This is a genomic window from Promicromonospora umidemergens (genome assembly GCF_024171995.1).
GTDB classification, from domain to species: Bacteria; Actinomycetota; Actinomycetes; order Actinomycetales; family Cellulomonadaceae; genus Promicromonospora; species Promicromonospora umidemergens.
Genome location: NZ_JAMTCT010000004.1, coordinates 206076 through 228489, shown reverse-complemented (window position 1 = coordinate 228489; position 22414 = coordinate 206076). Strand labels below are relative to the sequence as shown.

General features: G+C 71.5%; 24 protein-coding genes. 19 read left to right on the top strand and 5 right to left on the bottom strand.

The genetic code is table 11. From position 1 onward, the window contains the following. The first annotated feature begins 110 nt into the window (after window positions 1–110). The 10 genes from rimM to APR04_RS09365 all read left to right on the top strand — a co-directional run bounded on the left by rimM (window position 111) and on the right by APR04_RS09365 (window position 8628). Window positions 111–740 (top strand): ribosome maturation factor RimM, encoded by a 630-nt coding sequence (gene rimM, locus APR04_RS09410; protein WP_253869466.1) that lies wholly within the window; start codon window positions 111–113, stop codon window positions 738–740. A 1-nt stretch (window position 741) separates the two neighbouring features. After that, window positions 742–1596: a tRNA (guanosine(37)-N1)-methyltransferase TrmD gene (trmD, locus tag APR04_RS09405; protein WP_253869715.1), complete on the top strand. Its 855-nt coding sequence runs from the start codon at window positions 742–744 to the stop codon at window positions 1594–1596. Window positions 1597–1771: 175 nt separating this feature from the next. Beyond that, window positions 1772–2119: a 50S ribosomal protein L19 gene (rplS, locus tag APR04_RS09400; protein ID WP_253869465.1), complete on the top strand. Its 348-nt coding sequence runs from the start codon at window positions 1772–1774 to the stop codon at window positions 2117–2119. 204 nt (window positions 2120–2323) lie between these two features. Next, complete coding sequence (gene lepB / locus APR04_RS09395) at window positions 2324–3091, top strand: signal peptidase I (protein WP_253869464.1); 768 nt, start codon at window positions 2324–2326, stop codon at window positions 3089–3091. Further along, window positions 3092–3784 (top strand): ribonuclease HII, encoded by a 693-nt coding sequence (gene rnhB / locus APR04_RS09390; protein ID WP_253869463.1) that lies wholly within the window; start codon window positions 3092–3094, stop codon window positions 3782–3784. A gap of 7 nt (window positions 3785–3791) precedes the next feature. Then, window positions 3792–4091, top strand: a complete 300-nt coding sequence (locus APR04_RS09385) for a DUF2469 domain-containing protein (RefSeq protein ID WP_253869462.1) — start codon at window positions 3792–3794, stop codon at window positions 4089–4091. A 168-nt stretch (window positions 4092–4259) separates the two neighbouring features. Beyond that, window positions 4260–4691, top strand: coding sequence for a YraN family protein (locus APR04_RS09380; protein WP_253869461.1), 432 nt, complete (start codon window positions 4260–4262; stop codon window positions 4689–4691). Next, on the top strand, window positions 4691–6238 hold the full coding sequence (locus APR04_RS09375) for a YifB family Mg chelatase-like AAA ATPase (RefSeq protein ID WP_253869460.1): 1548 nt from the start codon (window positions 4691–4693) through the stop codon (window positions 6236–6238). Before APR04_RS09380 ends, APR04_RS09375 begins: the two co-directional genes overlap by 1 nt. After that, window positions 6231–7580 carry a DNA-processing protein DprA gene (dprA, locus tag APR04_RS09370; protein ID WP_253869459.1) on the top strand — a complete coding sequence of 450 codons (1350 nt, stop codon included), beginning with the start codon at window positions 6231–6233 and terminating at the stop codon, window positions 7578–7580. Before APR04_RS09375 ends, dprA begins: the two co-directional genes overlap by 8 nt. A 94-nt stretch (window positions 7581–7674) precedes the next feature. Continuing rightward, the gene (locus APR04_RS09365; RefSeq protein ID WP_253869458.1) at window positions 7675–8628 is read left to right on the top strand and encodes a tyrosine recombinase XerC; all 954 of its coding nucleotides are present in this window, start codon (window positions 7675–7677) and stop codon (window positions 8626–8628) included. Window positions 8629–8666: 38 nt separating this feature from the next. Here the strand turns inward: APR04_RS09365 and APR04_RS09360 are convergent, their stop codons facing one another. Both APR04_RS09360 and APR04_RS30450 read right to left on the bottom strand, forming a co-directional pair. Further along, window positions 8667–9290, bottom strand: a complete 624-nt coding sequence (locus APR04_RS09360; RefSeq protein WP_253869457.1) for a M23 family metallopeptidase — start codon at window positions 9288–9290, stop codon at window positions 8667–8669. Next, a complete protein-coding gene (locus APR04_RS30450) occupies window positions 9287–9415 on the bottom strand; it encodes a hypothetical protein (protein WP_301312283.1) in 129 nt (42 codons plus the stop codon). Before APR04_RS30450 ends, APR04_RS09360 begins: the two co-directional genes overlap by 4 nt. 397 nt (window positions 9416–9812) lie before the next feature. Here APR04_RS30450 and rpsB point away from each other — a divergent pair, with 397 nt between their 5' ends. From rpsB to APR04_RS09320, 8 genes are all read left to right on the top strand, one after another. Then, window positions 9813–10862 (top strand): 30S ribosomal protein S2, encoded by a 1050-nt coding sequence (rpsB, locus tag APR04_RS09355; protein WP_253869456.1) that lies wholly within the window; start codon window positions 9813–9815, stop codon window positions 10860–10862. Window positions 10863–10966: 104 nt separating this feature from the next. Next, window positions 10967–11806: a translation elongation factor Ts gene (tsf, locus tag APR04_RS09350; protein WP_253869455.1), complete on the top strand. Its 840-nt coding sequence runs from the start codon at window positions 10967–10969 to the stop codon at window positions 11804–11806. 318 nt (window positions 11807–12124) lie between these two features. Continuing rightward, window positions 12125–12844: a UMP kinase gene (gene pyrH, locus APR04_RS09345; RefSeq protein ID WP_253869713.1), complete on the top strand. Its 720-nt coding sequence runs from the start codon at window positions 12125–12127 to the stop codon at window positions 12842–12844. Between the two features lie 112 nt (window positions 12845–12956). Continuing rightward, on the top strand, window positions 12957–13514 hold the full coding sequence (gene frr / locus APR04_RS09340) for a ribosome recycling factor (protein ID WP_253869454.1): 558 nt from the start codon (window positions 12957–12959) through the stop codon (window positions 13512–13514). 44 nt (window positions 13515–13558) lie between these two features. Next, window positions 13559–14407 (top strand): phosphatidate cytidylyltransferase, encoded by an 849-nt coding sequence (locus APR04_RS09335; protein WP_253869711.1) that lies wholly within the window; start codon window positions 13559–13561, stop codon window positions 14405–14407. Continuing rightward, window positions 14407–15567, top strand: a complete 1161-nt coding sequence (rlmN, locus tag APR04_RS09330) for a dual-specificity RNA methyltransferase RlmN (protein WP_253869453.1) — start codon at window positions 14407–14409, stop codon at window positions 15565–15567. The genes APR04_RS09335 and rlmN overlap by 1 nt, the downstream gene beginning before the upstream one ends. Before the next feature lie 5 nt (window positions 15568–15572). After that, complete coding sequence (locus APR04_RS09325) at window positions 15573–16115, top strand: DivIVA domain-containing protein (RefSeq protein WP_253869709.1); 543 nt, start codon at window positions 15573–15575, stop codon at window positions 16113–16115. Window positions 16116–16440: 325 nt separating this feature from the next. After that, on the top strand, window positions 16441–18135 hold the full coding sequence (locus APR04_RS09320; RefSeq protein ID WP_253869452.1) for a vWA domain-containing protein: 1695 nt from the start codon (window positions 16441–16443) through the stop codon (window positions 18133–18135). A gap of 27 nt (window positions 18136–18162) precedes the next feature. Here APR04_RS09320 and APR04_RS09315 read toward each other — a convergent pair whose 3' ends face one another. After that, window positions 18163–18438 carry a hypothetical protein gene (locus APR04_RS09315; RefSeq protein ID WP_253869451.1) on the bottom strand — a complete coding sequence of 92 codons (276 nt, stop codon included), beginning with the start codon at window positions 18436–18438 and terminating at the stop codon, window positions 18163–18165. A gap of 174 nt (window positions 18439–18612) precedes the next feature. Between APR04_RS09315 and APR04_RS09310 the strand changes: the two genes are divergently transcribed. Beyond that, window positions 18613–18885, top strand: coding sequence for a hypothetical protein (locus APR04_RS09310; protein ID WP_253869450.1), 273 nt, complete (start codon window positions 18613–18615; stop codon window positions 18883–18885). A gap of 19 nt (window positions 18886–18904) precedes the next feature. Here the strand turns inward: APR04_RS09310 and APR04_RS09305 are convergent, their stop codons facing one another. Together APR04_RS09305 and APR04_RS09300 are read right to left on the bottom strand one after the other, a co-directional pair. Beyond that, entirely contained in the window at window positions 18905–20200 is a 1296-nt protein-coding gene (locus tag APR04_RS09305) for a DUF418 domain-containing protein (RefSeq protein WP_253869449.1), read from the bottom strand. 55 nt (window positions 20201–20255) lie between these two features. After that, window positions 20256–22406, bottom strand: a complete 2151-nt coding sequence (locus APR04_RS09300; RefSeq protein ID WP_253869448.1) for a DEAD/DEAH box helicase — start codon at window positions 22404–22406, stop codon at window positions 20256–20258. Between the last annotated feature and the right edge of the window lie 8 nt (window positions 22407–22414).

Genomic DNA, 22414 nt, shown 5'->3' with positions numbered 1-22414 from the left:
GGGCCTTGCTCGTTCCCGGCGGTCGCGCGTCGGCCGAGCCGGACCGGCGGGCCGTCGGAACCGTTGGCCGAGCTTGTCGAGACCCCAACCTTCATTCTTCGAGGAGACACATGCAGCTGACCGTCGCCCGCGTCAGCAAGGCGCACGGGCTCAAGGGCGAGGTCGCCCTCGACGTGCGAACGGACGACCCGGAGACCCGGCTCGCGGTCGGCGAGCGGCTCGAGACGGTGCCGGCCGACGTCGGCCCGCTGACCGTGACGCACGCGCGCGAGCACCAGGGCCGGTGGCTGGTCACGTTCGCCGAGATCACCGGCCGGACCGCTGCCGAGAACCTGCGCGGGACCGAGCTCGTCATCGAGGCGGACGTCTCCTCCGATGAAGACGCCTGGTACGCGCACGAGCTCGCGGGCCTGCGCGTCGAGCTCGAGGACGGCACGGTGGTCGGCAAGGTGATCTCCCTCGAGTACATGCCCGCGCACGAGTCGCTCCTGATCGAGGAGGCCCTGCCCGGCGGCGGTACCGTTCGCACGCTGGTCCCGTTCGTCCTGGCGATGGTGCCGGTGGTCGACGTCGCGGGCGGTCGCGTAGTGGTGACCCCGCCCGCCGGGCTGCTGGCGCGCGACGCCGACGCCGCGATCGTCGACCGTGCTGATGATGTCGACGCGGTCGACCGTGCTGATGATGTCGACGCCGTCGACCGTGCTGATGATGTCGACGCCGTCGACCGTGAAGACGACTGACGTGCGCGTCGACGTCATCTCGATCTTTCCCGACTACCTGGCGGCGCTCGACCTGTCGCTGGTGGGCAAGGCACGGCAGCGCGGTCTGCTGGACCTGCGGGTGCACGACCTGCGCGACTGGACGACCGACCGGCACCGCACCGTCGACGACACCCCGTTCGGCGGGGGAGCAGGCATGGTCATGCGGCCCGACGTCTGGGGCCTCGCGATCGACGAGGTCCTGGACGCCGGTGCGGTGGGCGCGCACCTGATCGTCCCGACGCCGTCGGGCGAGGTGTTCACGCAGCGGCACGCCGAGAGCCTGGCGTCGGCGGAGCAGCTCGTGTTCGCGTGCGGACGGTACGAGGGCATCGACGCGCGCGTGGCGCAGCACTACCGGGACGCCGGTGTCACCGTGCACGAGCTGTCGATCGGTGACTACGTGCTCAACGGCGGCGAGGTCGCCTCGCTGGTCATGATCGAGGCCGTGGCGCGGCTGATCCCCGGCATGGTCGGCAACCCGGACTCGCTGGTGGAGGAGTCGCACGGTGCGGCGGGGCTGCTGGAATACCCCGTGTACACGAAGCCGCCGTCGTGGGCGGACCTCGAGATTCCCGAGGTGCTGCTGTCGGGACACCACGCGAAGATCGAGCGCTGGCGCCGGGACCGCGCGCTGGAGCGGACGGCGCGGCTGCGGCCGGACATGATCGCCGCGCTCTCCGTGACGGGCCTGGACAAGCACGACCTGGCGCTCCTCGCGGGGCTCGGCTGGGTGCCGGACCCGCACGACGGCGGAAGGCTGGCGCGGGTCAGAGCCGGCGGGCCTGACGTCACACCTGCTCGGGGCGTCGATCCCGGCGCTCGTGTGGCAGAATGAGCCGTCGGTGCGTCGCCGGTCAGGTCTCTGCCACAGGGGACGGCCGGGGCGGGCAACCGCCCCTGACCGGGTAATGCCGCACCAGCATCCACACCCTTCCGGGACCCGACGGCCAGCAGGCCGCCGCGGGGCCCACGATATTCGCGCCTGACCTGTGGCAGGCCCGGAGAGAACAATGCAGAAGCTCGACATGATCGACGCAGCCTCGCTGCGGTCCGACATCCCGGAGTTCCGCGCCGGCGACACGGTCAAGGTGAACGTCAAGGTCGTCGAGGGCAACCGCTCTCGTGTCCAGGCGTTCCAGGGCGTCGTGATCTCCCGCCACGGCGGCGGGATCGGCGAGACGTTCGCCGTCCGCAAGGTCAGCTTCGGTGTGGGCGTGGAGCGCAAGTTCCCGCTGCACGCGCCGTCGATCGAGTCCATCGAGGTCGTCAGCCGCGGCATCGTCCGCCGTGCGAAGCTCTACTACCTGCGCGAGCTGCGCGGCAAGAAGGCGAAGATCCGCGAGAAGCGCGAGAGCTGACGCTCCAGCCTGTAACAGACGCCGGCCGCCACCCCACCTCGGGGATGGCGGCCGATGTCGTAACTGCCCCGGTCAGCGGGGATACCCGCCCGGGCGTGACGCGCCCGCGCGATCATTTCGCCGCGGACGCTTCGAGGTGACAGAGTTACCCTCGTGACGAGTTTCGACCGGGTGGCGCCGCCCACCCCTATCGATGGGACCCCCTTGAGCGCAGCAGATCCGTGGGAGAACAGCGGGGCGCATCGTCGGGGCGGGGCTGCGCACGGTCGTGAGCCGCGGAAGCAGCAGTCGAGCTTCGTCGCGATGCTCAAGGAGATCGGGATCATCGTGGTCAGCGCGCTGGTTCTGTCGTGGCTCATCAAGACCCTGCTGGTGCAGCCGTTCTACATCCCCAGCGCCTCCATGGAGGACACGCTGACCGAGGGCGACCGGGTGATGGCCTCGCGGCTGACTCCCGGTCCGTTCGACCTCAGGCACGGGGACATCGTCGTCTTCGTGGACCCGGGCGACTGGCTGCCGCCGTACCCGGCGCCCGACCGTGGACCGCTCGGCAACGCGGCGACCTCCTTCCTGACCACCGTCGGCCTGCTGCCGCAGGACAGCGGCGACCACCTCATCAAGCGCCTGATCGGGCTGCCCGGTGACAAGGTCGTGTGCTGCGACGCCGACGGGCGCGTGTCGGTGAACGGCACGCCCATCGACGAGACGTACATCAAGCCGGGTTCGATCCCGAGCCAGGACCCGTTCGAGGTCACGGTGCCCGCGGACATGCTGTGGGTCATGGGCGACAACCGCCAGGACTCCCAGGACTCGCGCTACAACCGGGGCAAGCCGGGTGGCGGGTTCGTGCCTGTCGACAACGTCGTGGGCACTGCGTTCGCCACCGTCTGGCCGCTGGACCGGCTGAACTGGCACAACCATCCGAGCGACGTCTTCGCCGGCGTCCCGGATGCACCTCCCGCGGAGAAGTAGGTGGTCCGCACGGTCCCCACGCTGCGACAGGAAAGGGCGCTGCTCGCCTCGGGAGCCCGCCTCGTCGCGGGCATGGACGAGGTGGGGCGTGGTGCTCTCGCGGGCCCTGTCAGCGTGGGCGTCGTGGTGGTCGACGCCGCCACCCGCACCGGGCCGAAGGGCGTCGCCGACTCGAAGCTGCTGACGCCGGCCGCGCGCGAGGCCATCGCGCCTGCCGTGCGGAGCTGGGCGGTGGCCTGGGGCGTCGGTCACGCCGGGCCGGCCGAGATCGACGAGATCGGCATCATCGCGGCGCTCCGGACGGCCGGCCGACGCGCGCTCGCGCAGGTGCGGCTGCTGTGCGGCGACGTCGACGTCGTCGTGCTGGACGGCAAGCACGACTGGCTCACCACCCCGTCGCTCGACCTGTTCGCCGCGGCGGACGCCCCCGACGACGGAGTCCCTGACCCCGCGGTGCGGACGCTGATCAAGGCGGACATGACCTGCACCTCCGTGGCGGCCGCCAGCGTGCTGGCCAAGGTGGAGCGCGACGGGATGCTGGTCGAGCTGGCACAGCGGCACCCGGAGTACGCGTGGGACCAGAACAAGGGCTACAGCGCGAGGGCCCACATGGACGCCCTCGGGCTGTACGGGCCGACGCCGCAGCACCGCAGGTCCTGGAACCTGCCCGGAACCGCTGCGTCGGTGGGATGATGTCGTCGTGAGCGCCGAAGACCTCGAGAACTACGAGACGGAGATGGAGCTCGCGCTCTATCGCGAGTACCGCGATGTGGTGGGCCTGTTCGCCTATGTGGTGGAGACCGAACGCCGGTTCTACCTGGCCAACCAGGTGGACCTCCAGGTGCGGTCCGCCGCGGGAGAGGTGTACTTCGAGCTGCGGCTCGGCGATGCCTGGGTGTGGGACGTCTACCGCTCGGCGCGCTTCGTGAAGTCGGTGCGTGTCGTGACGTTCAAGGACGTGAACGTCGAGGAGCTCGCGAAGGCGGAGCTGTCCCTCTGAAGCCACCTGGCTGAAGCTCCTCACGGGCCGGTACAGACCCTCGTGACGGGACGCCAGCGGTTCGACCACGACCTCGGACCTGTGGATCGTCGACCTGTGCACAGGTGAGCCCCGCGGCGCCGTCGGACGGCCCTGCCGTGACCAAGGCTGGTCACGGAGGTGGACGCGATGGCGAAGAAGGACGGCGTGGGCCGGTACGGCGAGCGCGTAGCGCTGCGGCATGTCGAGGCACGCGGCTGGCAGGTGCTCGACACGAACTGGCGCGGCAAGGACGGGGAGCTCGACATCGTCGCGCTCGACGACGACGTGCTCGTGGTGATCGAGGTCAAGACCCGGTCGGGCCACGGGTTCGGGCATCCCGCTGAGGCGGTGACTCCCCGCAAGCTCGCCCGCATCAAACGGCTGACAGGGCAGTGGCTCACCGGGTTCAGGGAGCGTCTCGCCGCGGCGCGGCTGCTGGAGGAGGCAGGTCCGGGCAGCGCAGTGCCGGTGCAGCCGGACGTGCGCACGCGGTTCGGGGCCGTCCGGATCGACGTGGTGGCGGTGACGCTGCAGGCCAAGGGGCGTCCCGTCGTCGAGCATCTCGAGTCGGTGGCCTGATGGGGACGGCGACCACGCGGGCCGTCTCGCTCGTCGGCATGCAGGGGTACGTGGTGGAGGTGCAGGCGCACCTCGCGGCGTCGGTCCCTGGGTTCACCCTGGTGGGCCTGCCGGACGCCGCCCTGAGCGAGTCACGAGACCGGGTACGGGCAGCGGTGACCAGCACGGGACTGTCGTGGCCCGTCAAGAAGATCACGGTCAACCTGTCGCCCGCTTCGCTGCGCAAGCAGGGCAGCGCGTACGACCTGGCGATCGCCGTGGCGGTCCTGGCCGGCGCCGAAGGGCCCTCGTCGGCAGGGCTGCGCCGGACGGGCCTCGACCGGGTGGTGCACCTGGGCGAGCTCGGCCTCGACGGGCGTCTCCAGCCGGTGCGCGGGGTGCTGCCCGCCGTGGCGGCGGCCGTGGACGCGGGATATCCGGACGTCGTGGTCGCGGCAGGGGACCTCGACGAGGCGCGGCTGGTGCCGGGGGCGCGGGTCGCGGGTGCCGCCAGCCTGGCCGAGGTGGTCGCTCTGCACGGGGGGCCGCCCGAGCTGGTGCGGGACGTGGTGACCGTGCGGCCGACCCGCTCGGCGCTGTCCGCGCGGCTGCCCGGCGACCTGGCCGACGTCATGGGGCAGGAGCGTCCGCGCGCCGCCCTCGAGGTGGCGGCCGCAGGGGGTCACCACCTGCTGCTCGTCGGGCCGCCGGGAGCCGGCAAGACGATGCTGGCGTCTCGCCTTCCGGGGATCCTGCCGGACCTCACGGACCGGGAGGCCGTCGAGGTCACCGCCGTGCACTCCGTGGCGGGCACGTTCGACCCGGGTGGCGGCCTGATCCGCCGGCCCCCGTTCGAGGACCCGCATCACACGGCCAGCCAGGCGGCGGTGGTGGGCGGCGGGTCCGGCATCCCGCGCCCCGGGGCGGTGTCCCGGGCGCATCGCGGAGTGCTCTTCCTGGACGAGGCGCCCGAATTCGGCAGCAAGGTGCTGGAGACCCTGCGCCAGCCGCTGGAACAGGGTGAGCTCGTGATCCACCGGTCGGGCGGCGCTGCGCGCTACCCGGCACGGTTTCAGCTCGTGCTGGCGGCCAACCCCTGCCCCTGCGGGCTGGCAGTGGGCAAGGGCCTGGAGTGCACGTGCTCGCCCACGGTGCGGCGCCGGTACTTCGCGCGGCTGTCCGGGCCGCTGCTGGACCGGGTGGACGTGCAGGTCGAGGTGCAACCCGTCGACCGGGTCGAGCGGCTGGAGGGCAGGTCCGAGGCGACGTCGTCGGTGGCCGCTAGGGTGCTCGCCGCGCGGGAGGCCGCACGGGCTCGGCTGGCGGACACGCCCTGGTCGACGAACGCCGAGATGCCGGGGCGGTTCCTGCGCGACCTGCTCAAGCCGCACCCGGGTCTGCTCGGTCCCATCGAACGGGCGATGACCGACGGGCGGCTCAGCCTGCGGGGCGTCGACCGGGTGCTGCGGATGGCGTGGACCATCGCCGACCTCGCGGGGCGCGGCGCGCCCTCGGTGTCCGACGTCGGCAACGCGCTGCTGCTGCGCACGGGAGGCGACCATGGGTGAAGCGCTCTTCGAGCTGCCCCGCACCGGTCTCCGGTTCGACACCGGCGACCCCGTGCTGGCGCGGGCAGCGTGGAGCAGGATCGCGGAACCAGGGGACCCGGTGGCCGGAGCCCTGGTGGGCAACCTCGGGCCGGTCGGCGCGCTCGACTGGCTGGTCGACGCTGCCGGGGCACCGGGTCAGGCCGGCGCAGCGCTCCGCCGGCTCGGGGGTGGAACGTTGGGCGCGGCGCCAGGGCTCGGTTCGGGTGCGGTCCCGCCCGGCCCGGCCGACGCTCCCGGGCGGCTGCCCGGACCGGCCGTCGAGGGCCTGGCTGCTGAGGGGCAGGCTGCTGAGGGGCAGGCCGCCGGGACGCCGACGTCCGGGGCGCGGGCGGCCGGTCTGGTGGTGGCTGCCGTCCGGCGCTGGGCGCCCCGGCTCGAGCGGCTCGACCCCGCGGGCGAGCTCACGGTGCTCGGCCGGTACGGGGGCACGTTCCTGGCACCGGACGACCCCCGCTGGCCTGTCGGGTTCGCCCGTCTGGGCGTCGGCGCGCCGCTGGCCCTGTGGGTACGTGGCGACCCTGACCTGGCGCGGCTGGGAGAGCGCTCGGTGTCGCTGGTCGGCTCCCGGGCCTGCACCGACTACGGCATCCGCGTGACGCGCGCCCTGGCGTGCGGCCTGGCCGACCGCGGGTTCACGGTGGTCTCCGGCGGTGCCAACGGCATCGACGCGGAGGCGCACCGGGGCGCACTGGTCTCTGGGGCGCCGACCGTGGCCTTCCTGGCGGGTGGCGTCGACCGGCTCTACCCCGCGAGCAACACCGATTTGTTGCGGCGGACCATCGAGCAGGGCGCGGTGGTGAGCGAGGTCCCGCCCGGGTCCGTGCCCGCCAAGCAGCGCTTCCTCAAGCGCAACCGGCTGATCGCGTCTCTTACGTCGGGCACGGTGGTGGTCGAGGCGTCGGTCCGGTCCGGCGCGCTGTCAACGGCCAACCACGCGGTAGCGCTGCTACGGCCGCTGGGTGCGGTCCCGGGGCCGGTCACGTCCATGGCCTCCGCCGGCTGCCACGAGCTGCTGCGTCGCGGCGCCGCCGTGTGCGTGACGGACGCGGCGGAGGCCGCAGAGCTGGTCGGGGTCCTGGGCGAGAGCGCCCCCGAGCGCCGGGGCGAGACACGGCCCGGCGACGATCTGGACGCTGCGGGCAAGGCGGTCCTGGACGCGCTGCCCGTGCGAAAGGCGGCGCACGAGCGCTCGATCGCCCGTACGGCCGGACTCGCGCTCGGCGACACGACGGGCGCGCTCGGGCTGCTGGAGCTCATGGGGTTGGCCGAGCAGAAGGACGGGGGCTGGCGCAGGCGGTGAGCGGGACCGGCCGGAGGCCAGGCGCCGCAGATACGGGCGAAAACGGCGGCGCGCCTTCTTCGTCGCGCGGCCTGCGAGCTGCACACTGGCAAACGTGGACCTTACCGACCTGTCCGGCTTGCCGCGGCTGCCCGAGCAGCTGTCCGACGCCGTGTCGCGGTTCGCCCGGTACCTCGACGCGCAGCGTGGGCACTCCGCCCACACGCGGCGTGCCTACGTGGCGGACGTGACCGACCTGCTCCGGTACGCGATGCGGCACGGCACCACGCGGCTCGATGCCATCGACCTCGCACTGCTGCGCGGCTGGCTCGCGTCCCAGTCCGACAGAGGGCTCGCCCGCTCCACGCTCGCCCGCCGAGGCGCCTCCGCCCGCGCGTTCCTGCGCTGGGCGCACCGCTCGGAGCTCGTGCCGGTGGACCCCTCTGCGCGCCTGGCGAGCCCCAAGGTGCCACGCACTCTGCCTACGGTGCTCGACGTGGACGCGGCCAGCCGCCTCCTCGACGGCGCGAGGGCAGCAGCGGACGACGCCGACGAGGCGACCCGCCCGCTGGCCCTCCGCTCGTGGGTCGCCGCCGAGCTGTTGTACGGCGCGGGGATCCGCGTGGGTGAGCTGGTGTCCGTCGACGTCGGGCACGTGGACTCCCGGGACCGGCTCGTGCGCGTGCTCGGCAAGGGTGGCAAGGAGCGGGTGGTGCCGTTCGGCATCCCTGCGGCGCGCGCGGTGGAGGCCTGGCTCACCGACGGGCGGCCCGCGCTGGCGACCGCCGCGACAGGCGACGCCCTGCTGGTGGGGGAGCGCGGCGGGCGCTGGGGCCAGCGCCAGGTGCGCGAGTCGGTGCACCGGCTCGCGGCCCAGGCCGGGGTCGAGGACGTCGCGCCGCACGCGCTCCGGCACTCCGCCGCCACGCACCTGCTGCAGGGCGGCTCGGACCTGCGCGCCGTGCAGGAGGTGCTGGGCCACGCGAACCTCGCGACCACGCAGCGCTACACCCACGTGGACGCCGAGCGGCTGCGCAGCGTCTACGCCCAGGCGTTCCCCCGCGCCTGAGGGGCACCGGTCTTGCCGACGCTGCTGGTCGGCCGGCGTCAGCGGTCCGGGAGGAGCACGATCGGCGGGCGGTACAGCAGGGACAACGGATCGAGGTAGCGCTCGCCCCGCCGCACGCCCCAGTGCAGGCAGGACCGGGGTGCGCAGTGGCTCGACGTCGTGCCGCCTCCCGCGTGCCCGCCCTCCACGGTGCCGATCCGCTCGCCGGCCGTGACCGTGGTCCCTACCGCGACCGAGGCGGTGACCGGCTCAAGACTGCTGCGCAGCCCGTCCGGGTGGGTGACGACCATGACCCCGCGCCGCGCCACCTGCCCGGCGAACGTCACCACCCCGGGGCCGGGGGACAGGACGCTCGAACCGTGCGGGGCGGTCAGGTCGACGCCGCGGTGGCCGGCTCCCCATCTCTCCGCGGGTGCGTCGAACCTGCGCTCCACGCCGGACGGCGGATCCACGCCGGCGACGGGCGGTACGTACCCCGTGGGCACGGCAGCGCCGGTGCCGGCGCCCACCTGGAGGGCGATGTCGGGCCCGGTGCGCAGCGCGGCGGCGGCGGGCGCCGTGGTGATGAGAGCGACGAGAGCGATGGTGAGCAGCACGGTCAGCACGGTTGCCGGGAACCGGTCGATGACCCGGTGGGGAGGGAGGGTGAGGAGACGCGTCATGTCAGGAGCATCACCCGGTGCGGCACGTCCCGGACGGTGTCGCACAGCCGGCTGTGCACAACCTGGCGCACGTGCCCCCTGTGGTCGCGCTCGCCGCCCGCTACCGCCGTGACGAGGGTCGCCACGGGGCTGCCATGACTTCTCGAACCCCTCCCGGACAGGTCCGTCGGCGGCAGCGCGCGACGTCACATTCGCGGTGCGGCGGCAAGGTCCTCGTTGCAAGGGCAGGTCGGGTAGACTTCCACCCGCGACCGGCATGAACTCCCGTCGGGCACACGGACAGCATCGCTGACAGTCTGCCCAGCCGGGAGAACACCCGATCGACAACGCGCGTCACAGCAAGTCGCGTCCGGCAGCGGTCCGGCCCTCAGGGTCGGCGTCGGGCACGGTGCGGCGCCAGGGGCACCGACGTATCTATGGTGCCGATTCAACCCAACCGCGGCCCGGGCTGTCAGCCCTGGTCCGCCTGAAATGTGTGCGGAGGACCCGAGTTGATCTCGGGCCGCACCGAAAGGACGTGTCATGGCCGTCGTGTCCATGCGCCAGCTCCTCGAGAGCGGTGTCCACTTCGGACACCAGACCCGCCGTTGGAACCCGAAGATGAAGCGCTTCATCTTCACGGAGCGCAACGGCATCTACATCGTCGACCTCCGGCAGTCGCTGGGCTTCATCGACACCGCCTACGACTTCGTCAAGGAGACGGTCGCCCACGGCGGTTCTATCCTCTTCGTCGGCACCAAGAAGCAGGCACAGGAGCCGGTGGCCGAGCAGGCCGCCCGCGTCGGGATGCCGTACGTGAACCACCGCTGGCTCGGTGGCATGCTCACGAACTTCACCACCGTGCACAAGCGCCTTCAGCGGATGAAGGAGCTCGAGGAGATCGACTTCGACGACGTGGCGGCCTCGGGCCTCACGAAGAAGGAGCTCCTGGTCCTGCGTCGCGAGAAGGACAAGCTCGCGCGCACGCTCGGCGGTATCCGTGAGATGGCCAAGGTTCCCTCGGCCGTGTGGATCGTCGACACGAACAAGGAGCACCTCGCGGTGAACGAGGCCCGCAAGCTGGGCATCCCGGTCGTCGCGATCCTCGACACCAACTGCGACCCCGACATGGTCGACTACGCGATCCCGGGCAACGACGACGCGATCCGCTCCGTCACGCTGCTCACCCGCGTGATCGCGGACGCCGCCGCCGAGGGCCTCATGCAGCGCCACTCCGGCGGCAGCAAGACCGGTGCAGAGGCAGAGGCCGTCGCCGAGCCGCTGGCCGAGTGGGAGCGCGAGCTCCTGGCCGGCACCGAGGGCACCGTCGAGTCCCCGGCCGCGACCGACGAGGGCACCGTTGCCGCGGCGTCCGCCGAGGCCGCTGAGGCCGCCACGCCGGCTGCTCCCGCCGAGGTCGTCGAAGCCGCTGAGGCCGTCGAGGCCGCTCCGGCTGCGGCACCCGAGGTCACCGCGCCCGTCGAGGACGCTCCGGCCGCCGCCCCCGAGGCGACCGAGGCTGTCGCCGAGGTCGCTCCGGAGTCCGCTCCCGAGGCAGCCGAGACCGCTGAGGCTGCTGAGACCGAGAAGTGAGGTGCTGCGCTGACCGGGTCCGATTCGTTCGGGCCCGGTCAGCGCACCGCTCCCCGGGTCGCTAGACCTCCCCGAACAACACGACTGCACGGAGGACCAGAACAATGGCGAACTACACCGCCGCTGACATCAAGGCGCTGCGTGAGCGGACCGGCGCAGGCATGCTCGACGTCAAGAAGGCCCTGGACACTGCCGACGGCGACGCCGAGAAGGCCATCGAGATCATCCGCACCAAGGGTCTCGCCCGCGCCGCCAAGCGTGAGGGCAACACCGCGTCCGAGGGCCTCGTCGCCGTCAAGGTCGAGGACGCCGCGGCCGGCCAGGTCGCCACGATGATCGAGCTGAACGCCGAGACGGACTTCGTCGTCAAGAACGAGAAGTTCATCGCCCTGGCCGAGGCCGTCCTCGAGGCCGCTGCCGCCGCCGGTGCCACCGACGAGGTCGCGGCGTCCGCCGCCCCGTCCGCGGAGGGCACCGTCGCGGAGCTCATCGCCGCCCAGGGCGCCACGCTGGGCGAGAAGATCGTCCTGCGCCGTGTCGCGCGCGTCGAGGGCCCCAAGGTCACGACGTACCTGCACAAGACGGCCAAGGACCTGCCGCCGTCGATCGGTGTCCTCGTCGTCACCGACGAGGCGGGCGAGGCCGTCGGCAAGGACATCGCGCAGCACGTCGCTGCGATGGCCCCGAAGTACCTCACCCGTGAGGACGTCCCGGCGGACGTCGTCGAGAAGGAGCGGGCGATCGCTCTGGAGACCTCGAAGAACGAGGGCAAGCCGGAGGCCGCGCTGCCCAAGATCGTCGAGGGTCGCCTGAACGGCTTCTTCAAGGAGGTCGCGCTGATCGACCAGCCGCTGGCCAAGGACCCGAAGACCACGGTCGGCAAGCACGTCGCCGCCGTGAACGGCTCCCTGACCGCGTTCGTGCGTTTCCGCGTCGGTTCCTGACGCAGCTTGGTCGGCCCGGTCCGCGCTTCGGCGCGGGCCGGGCCGACGCATACGTGGGCCGGTCCCTCCAAGGGGCCGGTTCGGACGCCGGGCTCCCTGGAGCGCGGTGCGGCTTCGATACTTTTGGTGCGGTGTAGAGCCGGTTCGGCTCCACTTCGCACCAGGGGGCTCGAGGCCGGTCCGGACGCTTCTGCCCCGCGCAGAGGTGTTCAGCCCGCAAGTCGGGCAGTATTCCGGAAGAGCCAGTGTCCCGGCAGTGACGAGAAGAAGGGTGACGGACCATTGAGTGACGAGGCGACCCAGGACTTCGCGGTGGACATGGAGGGCCGGCCCGCCCGGCGTGTGCTCCTGAAGCTGTCGGGCGAGGCGTTCGGCGGCGGCAGCGTAGGGCTCGATGCCGACGTCGTCCGGCGCATGGCCAAGGAGATCGGCGTGGCCGTTCGCGACGGCATCCAGGTCGCCATCGTCGTAGGCGGCGGGAACTTCTTCCGCGGCGCCGAGCTGAGCGTGGCAGGCATGGACCGCGCCCGCGCCGACTACATGGGCATGCTCGGCACGGTCATGAACTGCCTGGCCCTCCAGGACTTCCTGGAGCAGGCCGGCGTCAAGACGCGTGTGCAGACCGCCATCACCATGGGCCAGGTCGCCGAGCCGTACATCCCGCTGCGCGCGATCCGGCACCTGGAGAAGGGCCGCGTGGTCATCTTCGGCGCCGGTGCGGGCATGCCGTACTTCTCCACCGACACCGTGGCGGTGCAGCGTGCCCTGGAGACGGGTTGCGAGCAGGTGGTCATGGGCAAGAACGGCGTCGACGGCGTCTACGACTCCGACCCGCGCCGCAACCCCGACGCGAAGAAGCTCGACCACCTCACGTACACCGACGCCCTCGTCAACCGGCTCGGCGTCATGGACGACACGGCGCTGGCCATGTGCCGCGACAACAACGTCCAGATGCGGGTGTTCGGCATGGAGGGCGAGGGCAACGTCACCCGTGCGCTGGCCGGCGAGCCCATCGGCACGCTGATCACCTCACGCTGAGTCACCCGCGCGACTCGGCAAGGCCCGGGAAGCGCGCGATCCTTTCGGTAGCCGGGCAAAGTGTCCGTAGAGTGGCCCCGGCACCACCCGTAGACGAACGACAGGAGCAGTGGTGATCGACGAGACCCTCCTCGAAGCCGAGGAAAAGATGGAGAAGGCGATCGAGGTCGCCAAGGAAGACTTCGCGGGTATCCGCACCGGTCGCGCCAACGCGGGGATGTTCAGCAAGATCGTCGTCGACTACTACGGCGCGCCGACGCCGCTGCAGCAGCTGGCGTCGTTCAACATCCCCGACGCGCGCACCGTGCTGGTCGCGCCGTTCGACAAGAGCTCGGTGCCCGCCGTCGAGAAGGCGCTGCGGGACTCCGACCTGGGCGTGAACCCGGCGACCGACGGCAACGCCATCCGCATCGTGCTGCCCTCCCTGACGGAGGAGCGCCGCCGCGACTACGTGAAGCTCGCCAAGGCGAAGGCCGAGGAGTCGCGCGTATCGGTACGCAACATCCGGCGCAAGGCCAAGGAGACGCTGGACCGCATCGTCAAGGACGGCGAGGCCGGCGAGGACGAGGTCACGCGCGCAGAGAAGGAGCTGGACAAGCTCACCAAGAGCCACGTCGACATCATCGACCAGCTGCTCTCCAGCAAGGAGAGCGAGCTGCTCGAGGTCTGATGTCCGCACCGCCTCGAGACAGAACAGAGCGAGACATTGCGCACATCGCTGTGAGCCCCGAGCCCGAACCGGCGCCGGCACCGAAGCAGTCGCGCGCCGGTCGTAACCTGCCGGCGGCGATCCTCGTCGGCGTCGGCCTGCTCGGAGTCGTCGGTGCGTCGCTGTACTGGCGGCCAGAGCCGTTCGTGCTCCTCGTGGTCCTCCTGATGTGGGCAGGGCTGTGGGAGCTGCGTCAGGCGTTCGCGCGCCGGGAGCTACGCCTGCCGATGGTGCCCCTGTTCGTGGGGGCCGCCGGCATGATCGTCTCGGCGTACCGGGGCGGTGCCGAGGCACTGTTCGTCGCCTTCGTGCTGACGGTGGCCGCGACGGTGGTCTGGCGGGCGCTCGACGGCTCCGGCCTCAGCGCGGTCCGGGACTCCGCCGCCTCCGTCTTCGCCGCCGCCTACCTGCCGTTCCTCGCGGGCTTCGTGGTCCTGATGCTGGCGCAGCCTGACGGCGAGATCCGGGTGGTGCTGTTCGTCCTCCTGGCGGTCGCCAACGACACGGGCGGCTACATCGCCGGCGTCATGCTGGGCAGGCATCCGCTGGCGCCGACCGTGAGTCCCAAGAAGTCCTGGGAGGGCCTGGCCGGTTCCATAGTGCTGGCCACGGCGGTGGGTGTGCTCGGAGCGGTGTACGGGCTGGGCGAGAGCCCGGTGCTCGGCATCGCGCTCGGCGTCATGACCGCCATCACGGCGACTGTGGGCGATCTCGCGGAATCGCTGCTCAAGCGTGACCTAGAATTGAAGGACATGGGCTCATTGCTCCCGGGGCACGGGGGCGTGCTGGATCGCCTCGATTCGATGATTATCACAGCGCCCTTCGTCTATCTCGTGCTCTCGGTGGTTGCCTGATGAAAACTCCCCTTGCCCAGCCTGTCGTCCGGCCCTCGGACGAGACCCCTGCCATCCCGTTGCAGATGGCACCGAAGCGCCGCGGCAAGCCGCCGAAGCACTTCGCCGACCTGACTCCCGAGGAGCGGGTGGCCTCCGTCGTCGAGGCGGGAGAGCCCGCGTTCCGGGCCAAGCAGCTCGCCACGCACTACTTCACGCACTACACGAGCGACGCGGCGAAGATGACGGACCTCCCGGCGAAGTCCCGGGAAGCGCTCGCGACCACGATGTTCCCCGAGCTGATGCGGCCCACCCGCAAGCTCGAGGCCGACGGCGGCACCACGGTCAAGACGCTGTGGCACCTGTTCGACGAGGCCAAGGTCGAGTCGGTCCTCATGCGCTACCCGCAGCGCACCACGCTGTGCGTCTCCAGCCAGGCGGGCTGCGGCATGGCCTGCCCGTTCTGCGCGACGGGTCAGCTCGGCCTGACCCGGAACCTCTCGACGGCGGAGATCCTCGAGCAGGTCCGCGCGGCGTTCCGCTCGCTGGCCGATGGCGAGATCCCCGGCGGCGTCACCCGGCTGAACAACCTGGTGTTCATGGGCATGGGCGAGCCGCTGGCCAACTACAAGGCAGTGATCGAGACGGTGCGGGCCCTGGTGGCGCCGCAGCCGGAGGGCTTCGGCATGTCGGCCCGCAACATCACGGTCTCCACGGTCGGCCTCGTCCCGGCCATGCAGAAGCTCACCAAGGAGGGCATCCCGGTGACGCTCGCGCTGTCGCTGCACGCGCCCGACGACGACCTGCGCTCCGAGCTGGTGCCGATCAACACGCGCTGGAGCGTCGACGAGACGCTCGACACCGCACGGAACTACTTCGAGGTGACCGGGCGTCGCGTGTCGATCGAGTACGCGCTGATCAAGGACATGAACGACCACGGCTGGCGGGCGGACCTGCTCGGCGAGAAGCTCAACGCGCGCGGTCGCGGCTGGGTGCACGTGAACCCGATCCCGCTCAACCCCACGCCGGGTTCGATCTGGACGGCAAGCGACCGTGAGGTCGAGGACGAGTTTGTGGCACGATTGCGCGGTCACGGGATCCCGACCACGATCCGTGATACCCGCGGGAGCGATATCGACGGGGCCTGCGGGCAGCTTGCGGCTGAGGAGGACGACGAGTGAGTGGGATGTTCAACAGCGTTCCCGCGATGCGCACCGGGTACGACAAGGACGAGGTCGACGAGTTCTTCGAGCACGCCCGACAGGCGTACGAAGGACGAACCATGGAGCGGCTGACCAGCGCCGACATCCAGGCGTCCACGTTCGATCTGACCCGTGGTGGGTACAACACCCACGAGGTCGACGCGGCGCTCGACCGGCTGGAGGCGGCGTTCATCGCCCGGCAGCGTGCGGAGTACGCGGCGGCGCACGGTCAGCAGGCCTGGATGAACGCGCTCGCCGAGCGCGCGCGTTCGCTGTACGGGCGGCTGGGCCGGCCCGACGGTGAGAAGTTCGCGCCGGCGGACCGGGGTTCGCAGGGGTACGACAAGGACGACGTCGACGACCTGTGTGACCGGCTCATCGGGTACTTCGACCGGCAGGAGCCGCTGACGGCGGGCGACATCCGGTCGGCCACGTTCGGGCGGTCGCGCGGTGCGGACGCCTACGACGAGGCCTCGGTGGACGCGTTCCTGAGCCGTGCGGTGGAGGTGCTGCTCGGGGTCGAGTGACCCTGGCGCCGAGAAGCCCGCGATCGTCGGTCTGCCTGCCTACAGGTCAGACGGCGGCCGCGGGCTCTTGCATGCCTGGCTGAGGAGCCGGGTCTCGCCGAGCACGGGGTTGTGTTCGCTGAGGTGGCCCGGCCGAGACACGACCCCGTTCTCGAAACGGCCTCGGATGGTCGGCGGCTAGCAGCGCGTGAAATTCGGATGAACGGTTGGTGCCGAGCGCCCATCCAGAGTGCACCTTCCACCCCATATGCCACGATCATGCAGTCAGGGCGTCGTCGGAACGGACCTCCGACGAGCTGGTCGAGCTGGTCGGAGAGGGCGCGACGTGGAGACGGACCCGAAGAGGGGCGCGCGCGAGGATCGCCGTCGGATCACACCGGTCGTCGCAGGCTTCGCCGTGCTGCTGGTCGTGGTGGTGGCGGGCGTGGTGTTCTGGGCCAACCAGCAGCCACGGAACCCGGTGACGCTCAAGGTGCTCGCCGGGTCCGAGCTCGCGGACGTCATGGGCGACGACGATCTCATGCGCGACCTCGAGGCAGCGACCGGAATCACTCTCGAGCCCACCTACGTCGGCACGCTGCAGGGCGCCGACGACATCGTCAACGGGGGCGGAAGGTGCGAGACGGGCAGCGACGCGCACTGTGACCTGGCGTGGTTCTCCTCGAACGACTACATGGAGCTCCTCTGGGACGAGAAGCAGGCGCTGGCGGAGGCGGCCGACGAGCCGTGGGTTACCCAGAGCGGGGAGACGATGCGCTCCCCGGTGGTGCTCGGTGTGAAGACCTCCGCCGCGCAGCGGCTCGGCTGGACCCAGGACCGAGCGGTGTCCTGGAACGAGATCGCGGACCGCGCCGCCGAGGGCTCGCTCTCCTTCTTCATGACCGATCCGGCGACGTCGAACTCGGGATTCTCGGCGCTCGTGGGTGTGGCGTCGGGGTTCGACCGGAACGGCGACGACCTGAACCTCGAGGACGTCGATCCCGCCCGGGCCGGCGACCTGTTCTCCGGCCTCGTCCGTACCGCCGGCAGCTCCCAGTGGCTCACCGAGCAGTTCGTCGCCGACCAGGACGAGGCGGACGCGATAGTCAACTATGAGTCCGAGCTGATCGTCCTGGCCGACTCCGGTGCGATCGCCGAGGACCTGGTGATCGTCTACCCGGAGCGCACGGTGTACGCGGACTACCCGGTCCAGCTGCTGGCCGCGGACCAGCAGGACGCCTACGACGACCTGGTCGAGTGGCTCAGGGACGCGGGTACCCAGGAGGACATCTCCGAGGTCACCCACCGCCGTCCCGCGACGGACAGCGGGGTGCCCGACGACGACTCGGTCCCGTCGATGGACCCCGTCCCTGTGCCGCTGCCGGAGGAGCTGAACACCGCCAACGGGCTGATCGACGACTACCTGCGCGACTATCGCGACCCGGCGCACACCATCTACCTGCTGGACACGTCGCGGTCCATGTCGGGCGCGCCCATGAACCAGCTCCGGCAGGCGTTCGGCGACCTCACGGGCAACGACACGTCGATCACGGGGGAGTTCGCCCGGTTCCGCCAGGGGGAGCGGGTGACGATCCTGCCGTACGACACGGCACCAGGGCGTCCGGCGCAGTTCACTCTTGCCGACCCGGAGCAGGATCTCGAGGAGCTGAGCCCGCTCCGTGACCACGTGTCCGGCCTGGTGCCCGACGGCGGCAGGACGGCCATCTACGCCGCACTGGAGGAGGCGTACGCGCTGGTCGAGCGCTCGCAGGCCGAGGGGGAGGGGTACTACACGTCGATCGTGCTGATCACGGACGGCGAGAACAACGACCCGAGCCTCGGCCTCGACGCGTTCGGCGCGGACTTCAGCGCGGCGAGCAGCGGGTCCCTCGGCACGCCCACGTTCATCGTCATGCTCGGGGACGACGACCGGTACGTGCAAGAGATGGAGTCGGTGGCTGACCTGACGGGCGGCCGGGTCTTCGACGCCGCGCAGACGTCGATCCGCGCGGCGTTCAAGGAGATCCGCGGCTACCAGTGACCGGTCGGAGCTCCGTTCAGCGGTAGCTCAGCTGCGCCGACCGCCGTCGGACCGTAGCGCGATGATCCAGGCACCGAGCAGCCCGATCGCGAGCACCGCGGCCGTGCCGACCAGCCAGACGTTGTCGTGCAGGGCGAAGGAGACGATCGCCAGCACGAGGCCGAGGACCGCGCTGGCCACGATCACCACGGCAGGGCTGGGTCCACGGCCCGGCCTGCCCCAGATCACTGCACAGAGGGTGACGATCATGACCACGAGCAGGCCTGAGATCGTGGCTACCGCGAACTCTCTGATCGCGTCCACAGGGCAGCACGTCCTCCGTCGATTCTCGCGGCCCCCGGGTCCTTGGCGGCACGCACCGGCGGCAGTCTTGCACGCTCCGACCTGCGCGCGGAAGGAAAACACCCCGGGCACCGCCCCGCGTGGTGCATGATCGGGGGAGCATTCAGAGCAGCACTTCCGAGCAAGGAGAACCACGTGTCCGAGTTCCTGGCCGACAAGCCCGGCAAGCACGACCTCGACGGCGACGGCATCACGGACGTCGAGACCGCAGACACCGACGGTGACGGGGTGGTGGACGCCCAGTTCGAGGACTACGACGCCGACGGGGTACCCGACGTCGAGCTGCACGACACCGATGGTGACGGGCGGCCCGACGTCGTCGTGGAGACCGCCGGCGGAACGCGGACGATCTCCGTGGACACCGACGGCGACGGCGAGGACGACGCCGTGGACTCCTTCCGCGCATAGGCCTCCGGTCCGGCCAGGTTCAGACCCCTGGCCGGACCTGTGCGGGCGTCTGCGCCGGCCGACCGTAGGTCAGCCGGCGCAGCGCCACCTCTGCCGGGCCGCGCCGGCCCGTGCGCTCCTGCCAGACGGCGAACGCGACGGTGAGCGCCCAGACGCCCACGGCGTAGAGCAGCATGGTCCACGAGGTCAGGTGCTGGCCGAGCCCGAGACCCCACGCTGCCAGGACCGGCGCGCACAGCACGGACTGCAGCAGGTACGAGGTCAGGGAGCGCTTGCCGACCGCCTGGACGGCACCGGCGAACGGACCGTCCGTGGTGAACAGGTCGTTCGACGGCTTGCCGCTGCGGCGCAGCGCGATCCGGTGGCCGATGAGGCCGAACAGCGCCACGTAGCCCAGGCCGCCGAAGAAGCCCGTCAGCATCTGCACGGGGAGGAACACCCAGCCCGCGTGGTCGGGCACGGTGATGGCGCCGACATGGTCCAGCGCGGACGGCAGCGGGCCGAGCCAGCCGACGGCGATCCCGACGACGGCCACGCGGCGCAGCAGGGGCAGGTGCTCGCCCGGGTTCTCCAGGATGCGCCGCCGCCCCGCCCAGAACGCGAGCAGCAGCATCATCGGCACCACGAGCATGAGCACGCCCTGGCCGATCGACCCGAGCGCCCACCAGCCCAGGCGGTCGCCGATCGAGGCGAGGTACGACGTCGCGGCCACCGAGTCGGTCGTCGGGCCGAAGTCGGCGACGATCGACTGTGCGATGGGGTCGTCCGCCGGGATCTGCGCGGTGAACCAGGCGCCGACCACGGCGAACATCGTGCCGATCGTCAGCAGGCCGCCGAACACCCACGTCCACACGACGAGCGTGACGTCCTTGGCCTGGAAGAACAGCCACACCATGAGCAGGCCGGCGATGCCGTAGGCACCCAGCACGTCGCCCATCCAGAGCAGCGCCGCGTGCACGAACCCGAACGCGAGCAGGAGCCAGTTGCGCTTCTGCAGCAGCCTGCGGGCGGCGTCCTCAGGGGTCCCCGAGGACACCTGGCGGTTGTAGAGCTGCATCATCCCGTAGCCGAACAGGAACGCGAACATGGGGTAGGTCCGCAGGTCCACGAGCACGATGACGAGGAAGTCGGTGACCTTGTCGAGGGCCGAGCCGTCGACGGGGTGCGACACCCAGGGGTTCGTCTCGCGGCCCCAGAGGTAGTAGGGCGTGTTCGCGACGGCGATCAGCAGGAGCATGAAGCCCCGCGCGAGGTCGGGCGCGGGTGACCGCTCGGAGGCCTGGACGGGGCCTCGAGCGAGAGCTGTGGTGGGCATGGGTCCATCCCAACAGGTCGAGGCCCCGGCCGCGACAAAACTTTCTGGTCCGGGGTCAGGCGGCCTGCTCGGCCAGCCGGGCGCGCTCCTCCTCGACGATGCGCCGCGCGAGCTCCGCGTCGGCGACGTCCGTTGCGCCGGGTGCTACGGCCACGGTGGACCGACCGGCATACTCCGCGAACAGCTCCGCCTTGGTGCCGAGGATCTCCAGGAGCCGCTCGTCCACGCTGTTCTCGACGAGCAGCCGGTGCACCTGCACGGTGCGGACCTGGCCCATCCGGTGCGCCCGCGCGATCGCCTGCGCCTCGACGGTCGGCTTGACCTGCGGCTCGCACAGGATCACCACGGAGGCCGCCTGGATGTTGAGCCCGACACCGCCGGCCTCGATCTGGCTCACCAGCACCTTCGGCTCCGGCGCGCGGGTGAACTCGTCGACCAGCTCCTGCCGCCGTCGGGCGGGCACCGAACCGGTGATGGGCCCGATCGCGAGGTGGCCCAGCTCGGCCAGGACCGTCTCGATCACGTCGCGGAAGAACGAGAAGACGACCACCTTGCGGTTGTTGTCCATCGCCTCGGCGACGATCTCGCGCAGCCGCACCAGCTTTGCCGTCGGTTCGGGGGCCTGGACGAACGCCGCCCGGCGCATGTCCGCGAACGACCGCTTCAGCACCGCCCGCCGGTAGGCGGCGCCGTCGTGCTTGCCGAACCGCTCCCACTCGTCGACCTGGACCAGCTCGGGCAGCTCGGTGAGCACGTCCTCCTGGTTGCGCCGCAGGTACACGGAGGCCACCGACCGGCGGAACGCCGCGGCGCCCGCCAGGCCCGCCGCGGGGTCGATCGAGGCGGCGACGTCTGGCTTGAGGTAGTGCACGAGGTTGCGGAACTCGTCCACGGTGTTCTCCATGGGCGTGCCCGACATGAACAGCACCCGCTCGGCCGCGCGGGCCCAGCCGGCGGTCCGCTCCGAACGCTGCGCCCGCGGATTCTTCACGTAGTGCGCCTCGTCCACCACGAGGAGGGCGGGCCGGGGCAGCCCTTCAGCGCGCAGGTGCCCGAGCTGCGGGAACGTGACGATGCCGACTCCGCCGTCGGCCACCCAGGTCCGGATGCCTGCGTCACGGTCGTCGCTGTGCAGCACCCGGACCGGCAGGCGGGAGTGCGCGGCCACCTCACGGGCCCAGTTCGTGGCGACACTCGCGGGGCAGACGACCAGGAAGTGCCGACGGCCGCGCGCTGCGAGGTGCGCCATCGCCGCGATGGCCTGGACGGTCTTGCCGAGGCCCATCTCGTCGCCGAGGATCGTGCGCCGCTGTACGAGCGCGTACCGGGCGCCGAACGCCTGGTACCCCCGCAGGGAGACGGTCAGGAGCGAGGTGTCCAGGTCCTGGGCCGTGACCTGGTCCACCACCTCCTCTGGCAGGTAGCCCTCGGCCGCCTCCACGTCGACACCGAGGTCGACGAGCTCGCCCAGCGCGGTGTAGTAGGCGGCGGCACGGGCCTCGTAGTCCCGCCAGACCTCGGCGTCCGACGTGCCGGTCAGCGTGCGGTCCAGGCGCCGCAGGGCATCGGTCACCCCAGAGGCGTCGAGGCCGGCCACGGTCTCGCGGAGCCCGGTCAGGGCCGTGTCCGCCGCCGCGGTGCGCTCGCGGCCGGCGAAGAGGCGTCTGACCAGGGTGGTGCGCAGCGCCCCCACCTCGGCCAGGCGGGCGAGCTCCGGGACGTCGACGTCGGCCCGCTCGCCCCACGCGTCGAAGAACCGGGCGACCTGCTCGTGGGTGTGCAGCGCGCGCACCAGGTCACCGGCGAGCGGGTCGTCCGGGTCGGCTTCGATCCGGAAGGTGAGGGCCTCGTCGACGGCGTCGAAGATCTGCCGGGCGGCCTCGCGCAGCAGGCGGGCGGTCTTCGGCCCGACGCCGCTGATCGCGTCGAGCTCCTGGGTGGTCGCGCCCAGCACCTGGGCGACGGTGCGGAACCCGGCGGCCTCGACCGGTCCGACCCGCACCCGCCCGGTGCTCACCTCGCGGATCCGGTCGACGGGAACCTCGGCGAGCTGCGCCAGCACCCGGGCGTCGCGGACGGCGCGGTACGCGGCCCGCACGCGTTCCGGAGCCGCGCCGCGCTCGGTCAGTGCGGCCGTGCCAAGGGCATGCCGCGTACGGGCCTGCTCGAGGAGCTCGCGGGCAGCGGCGCGGGACCAGGTCTCCATGGCGGCTG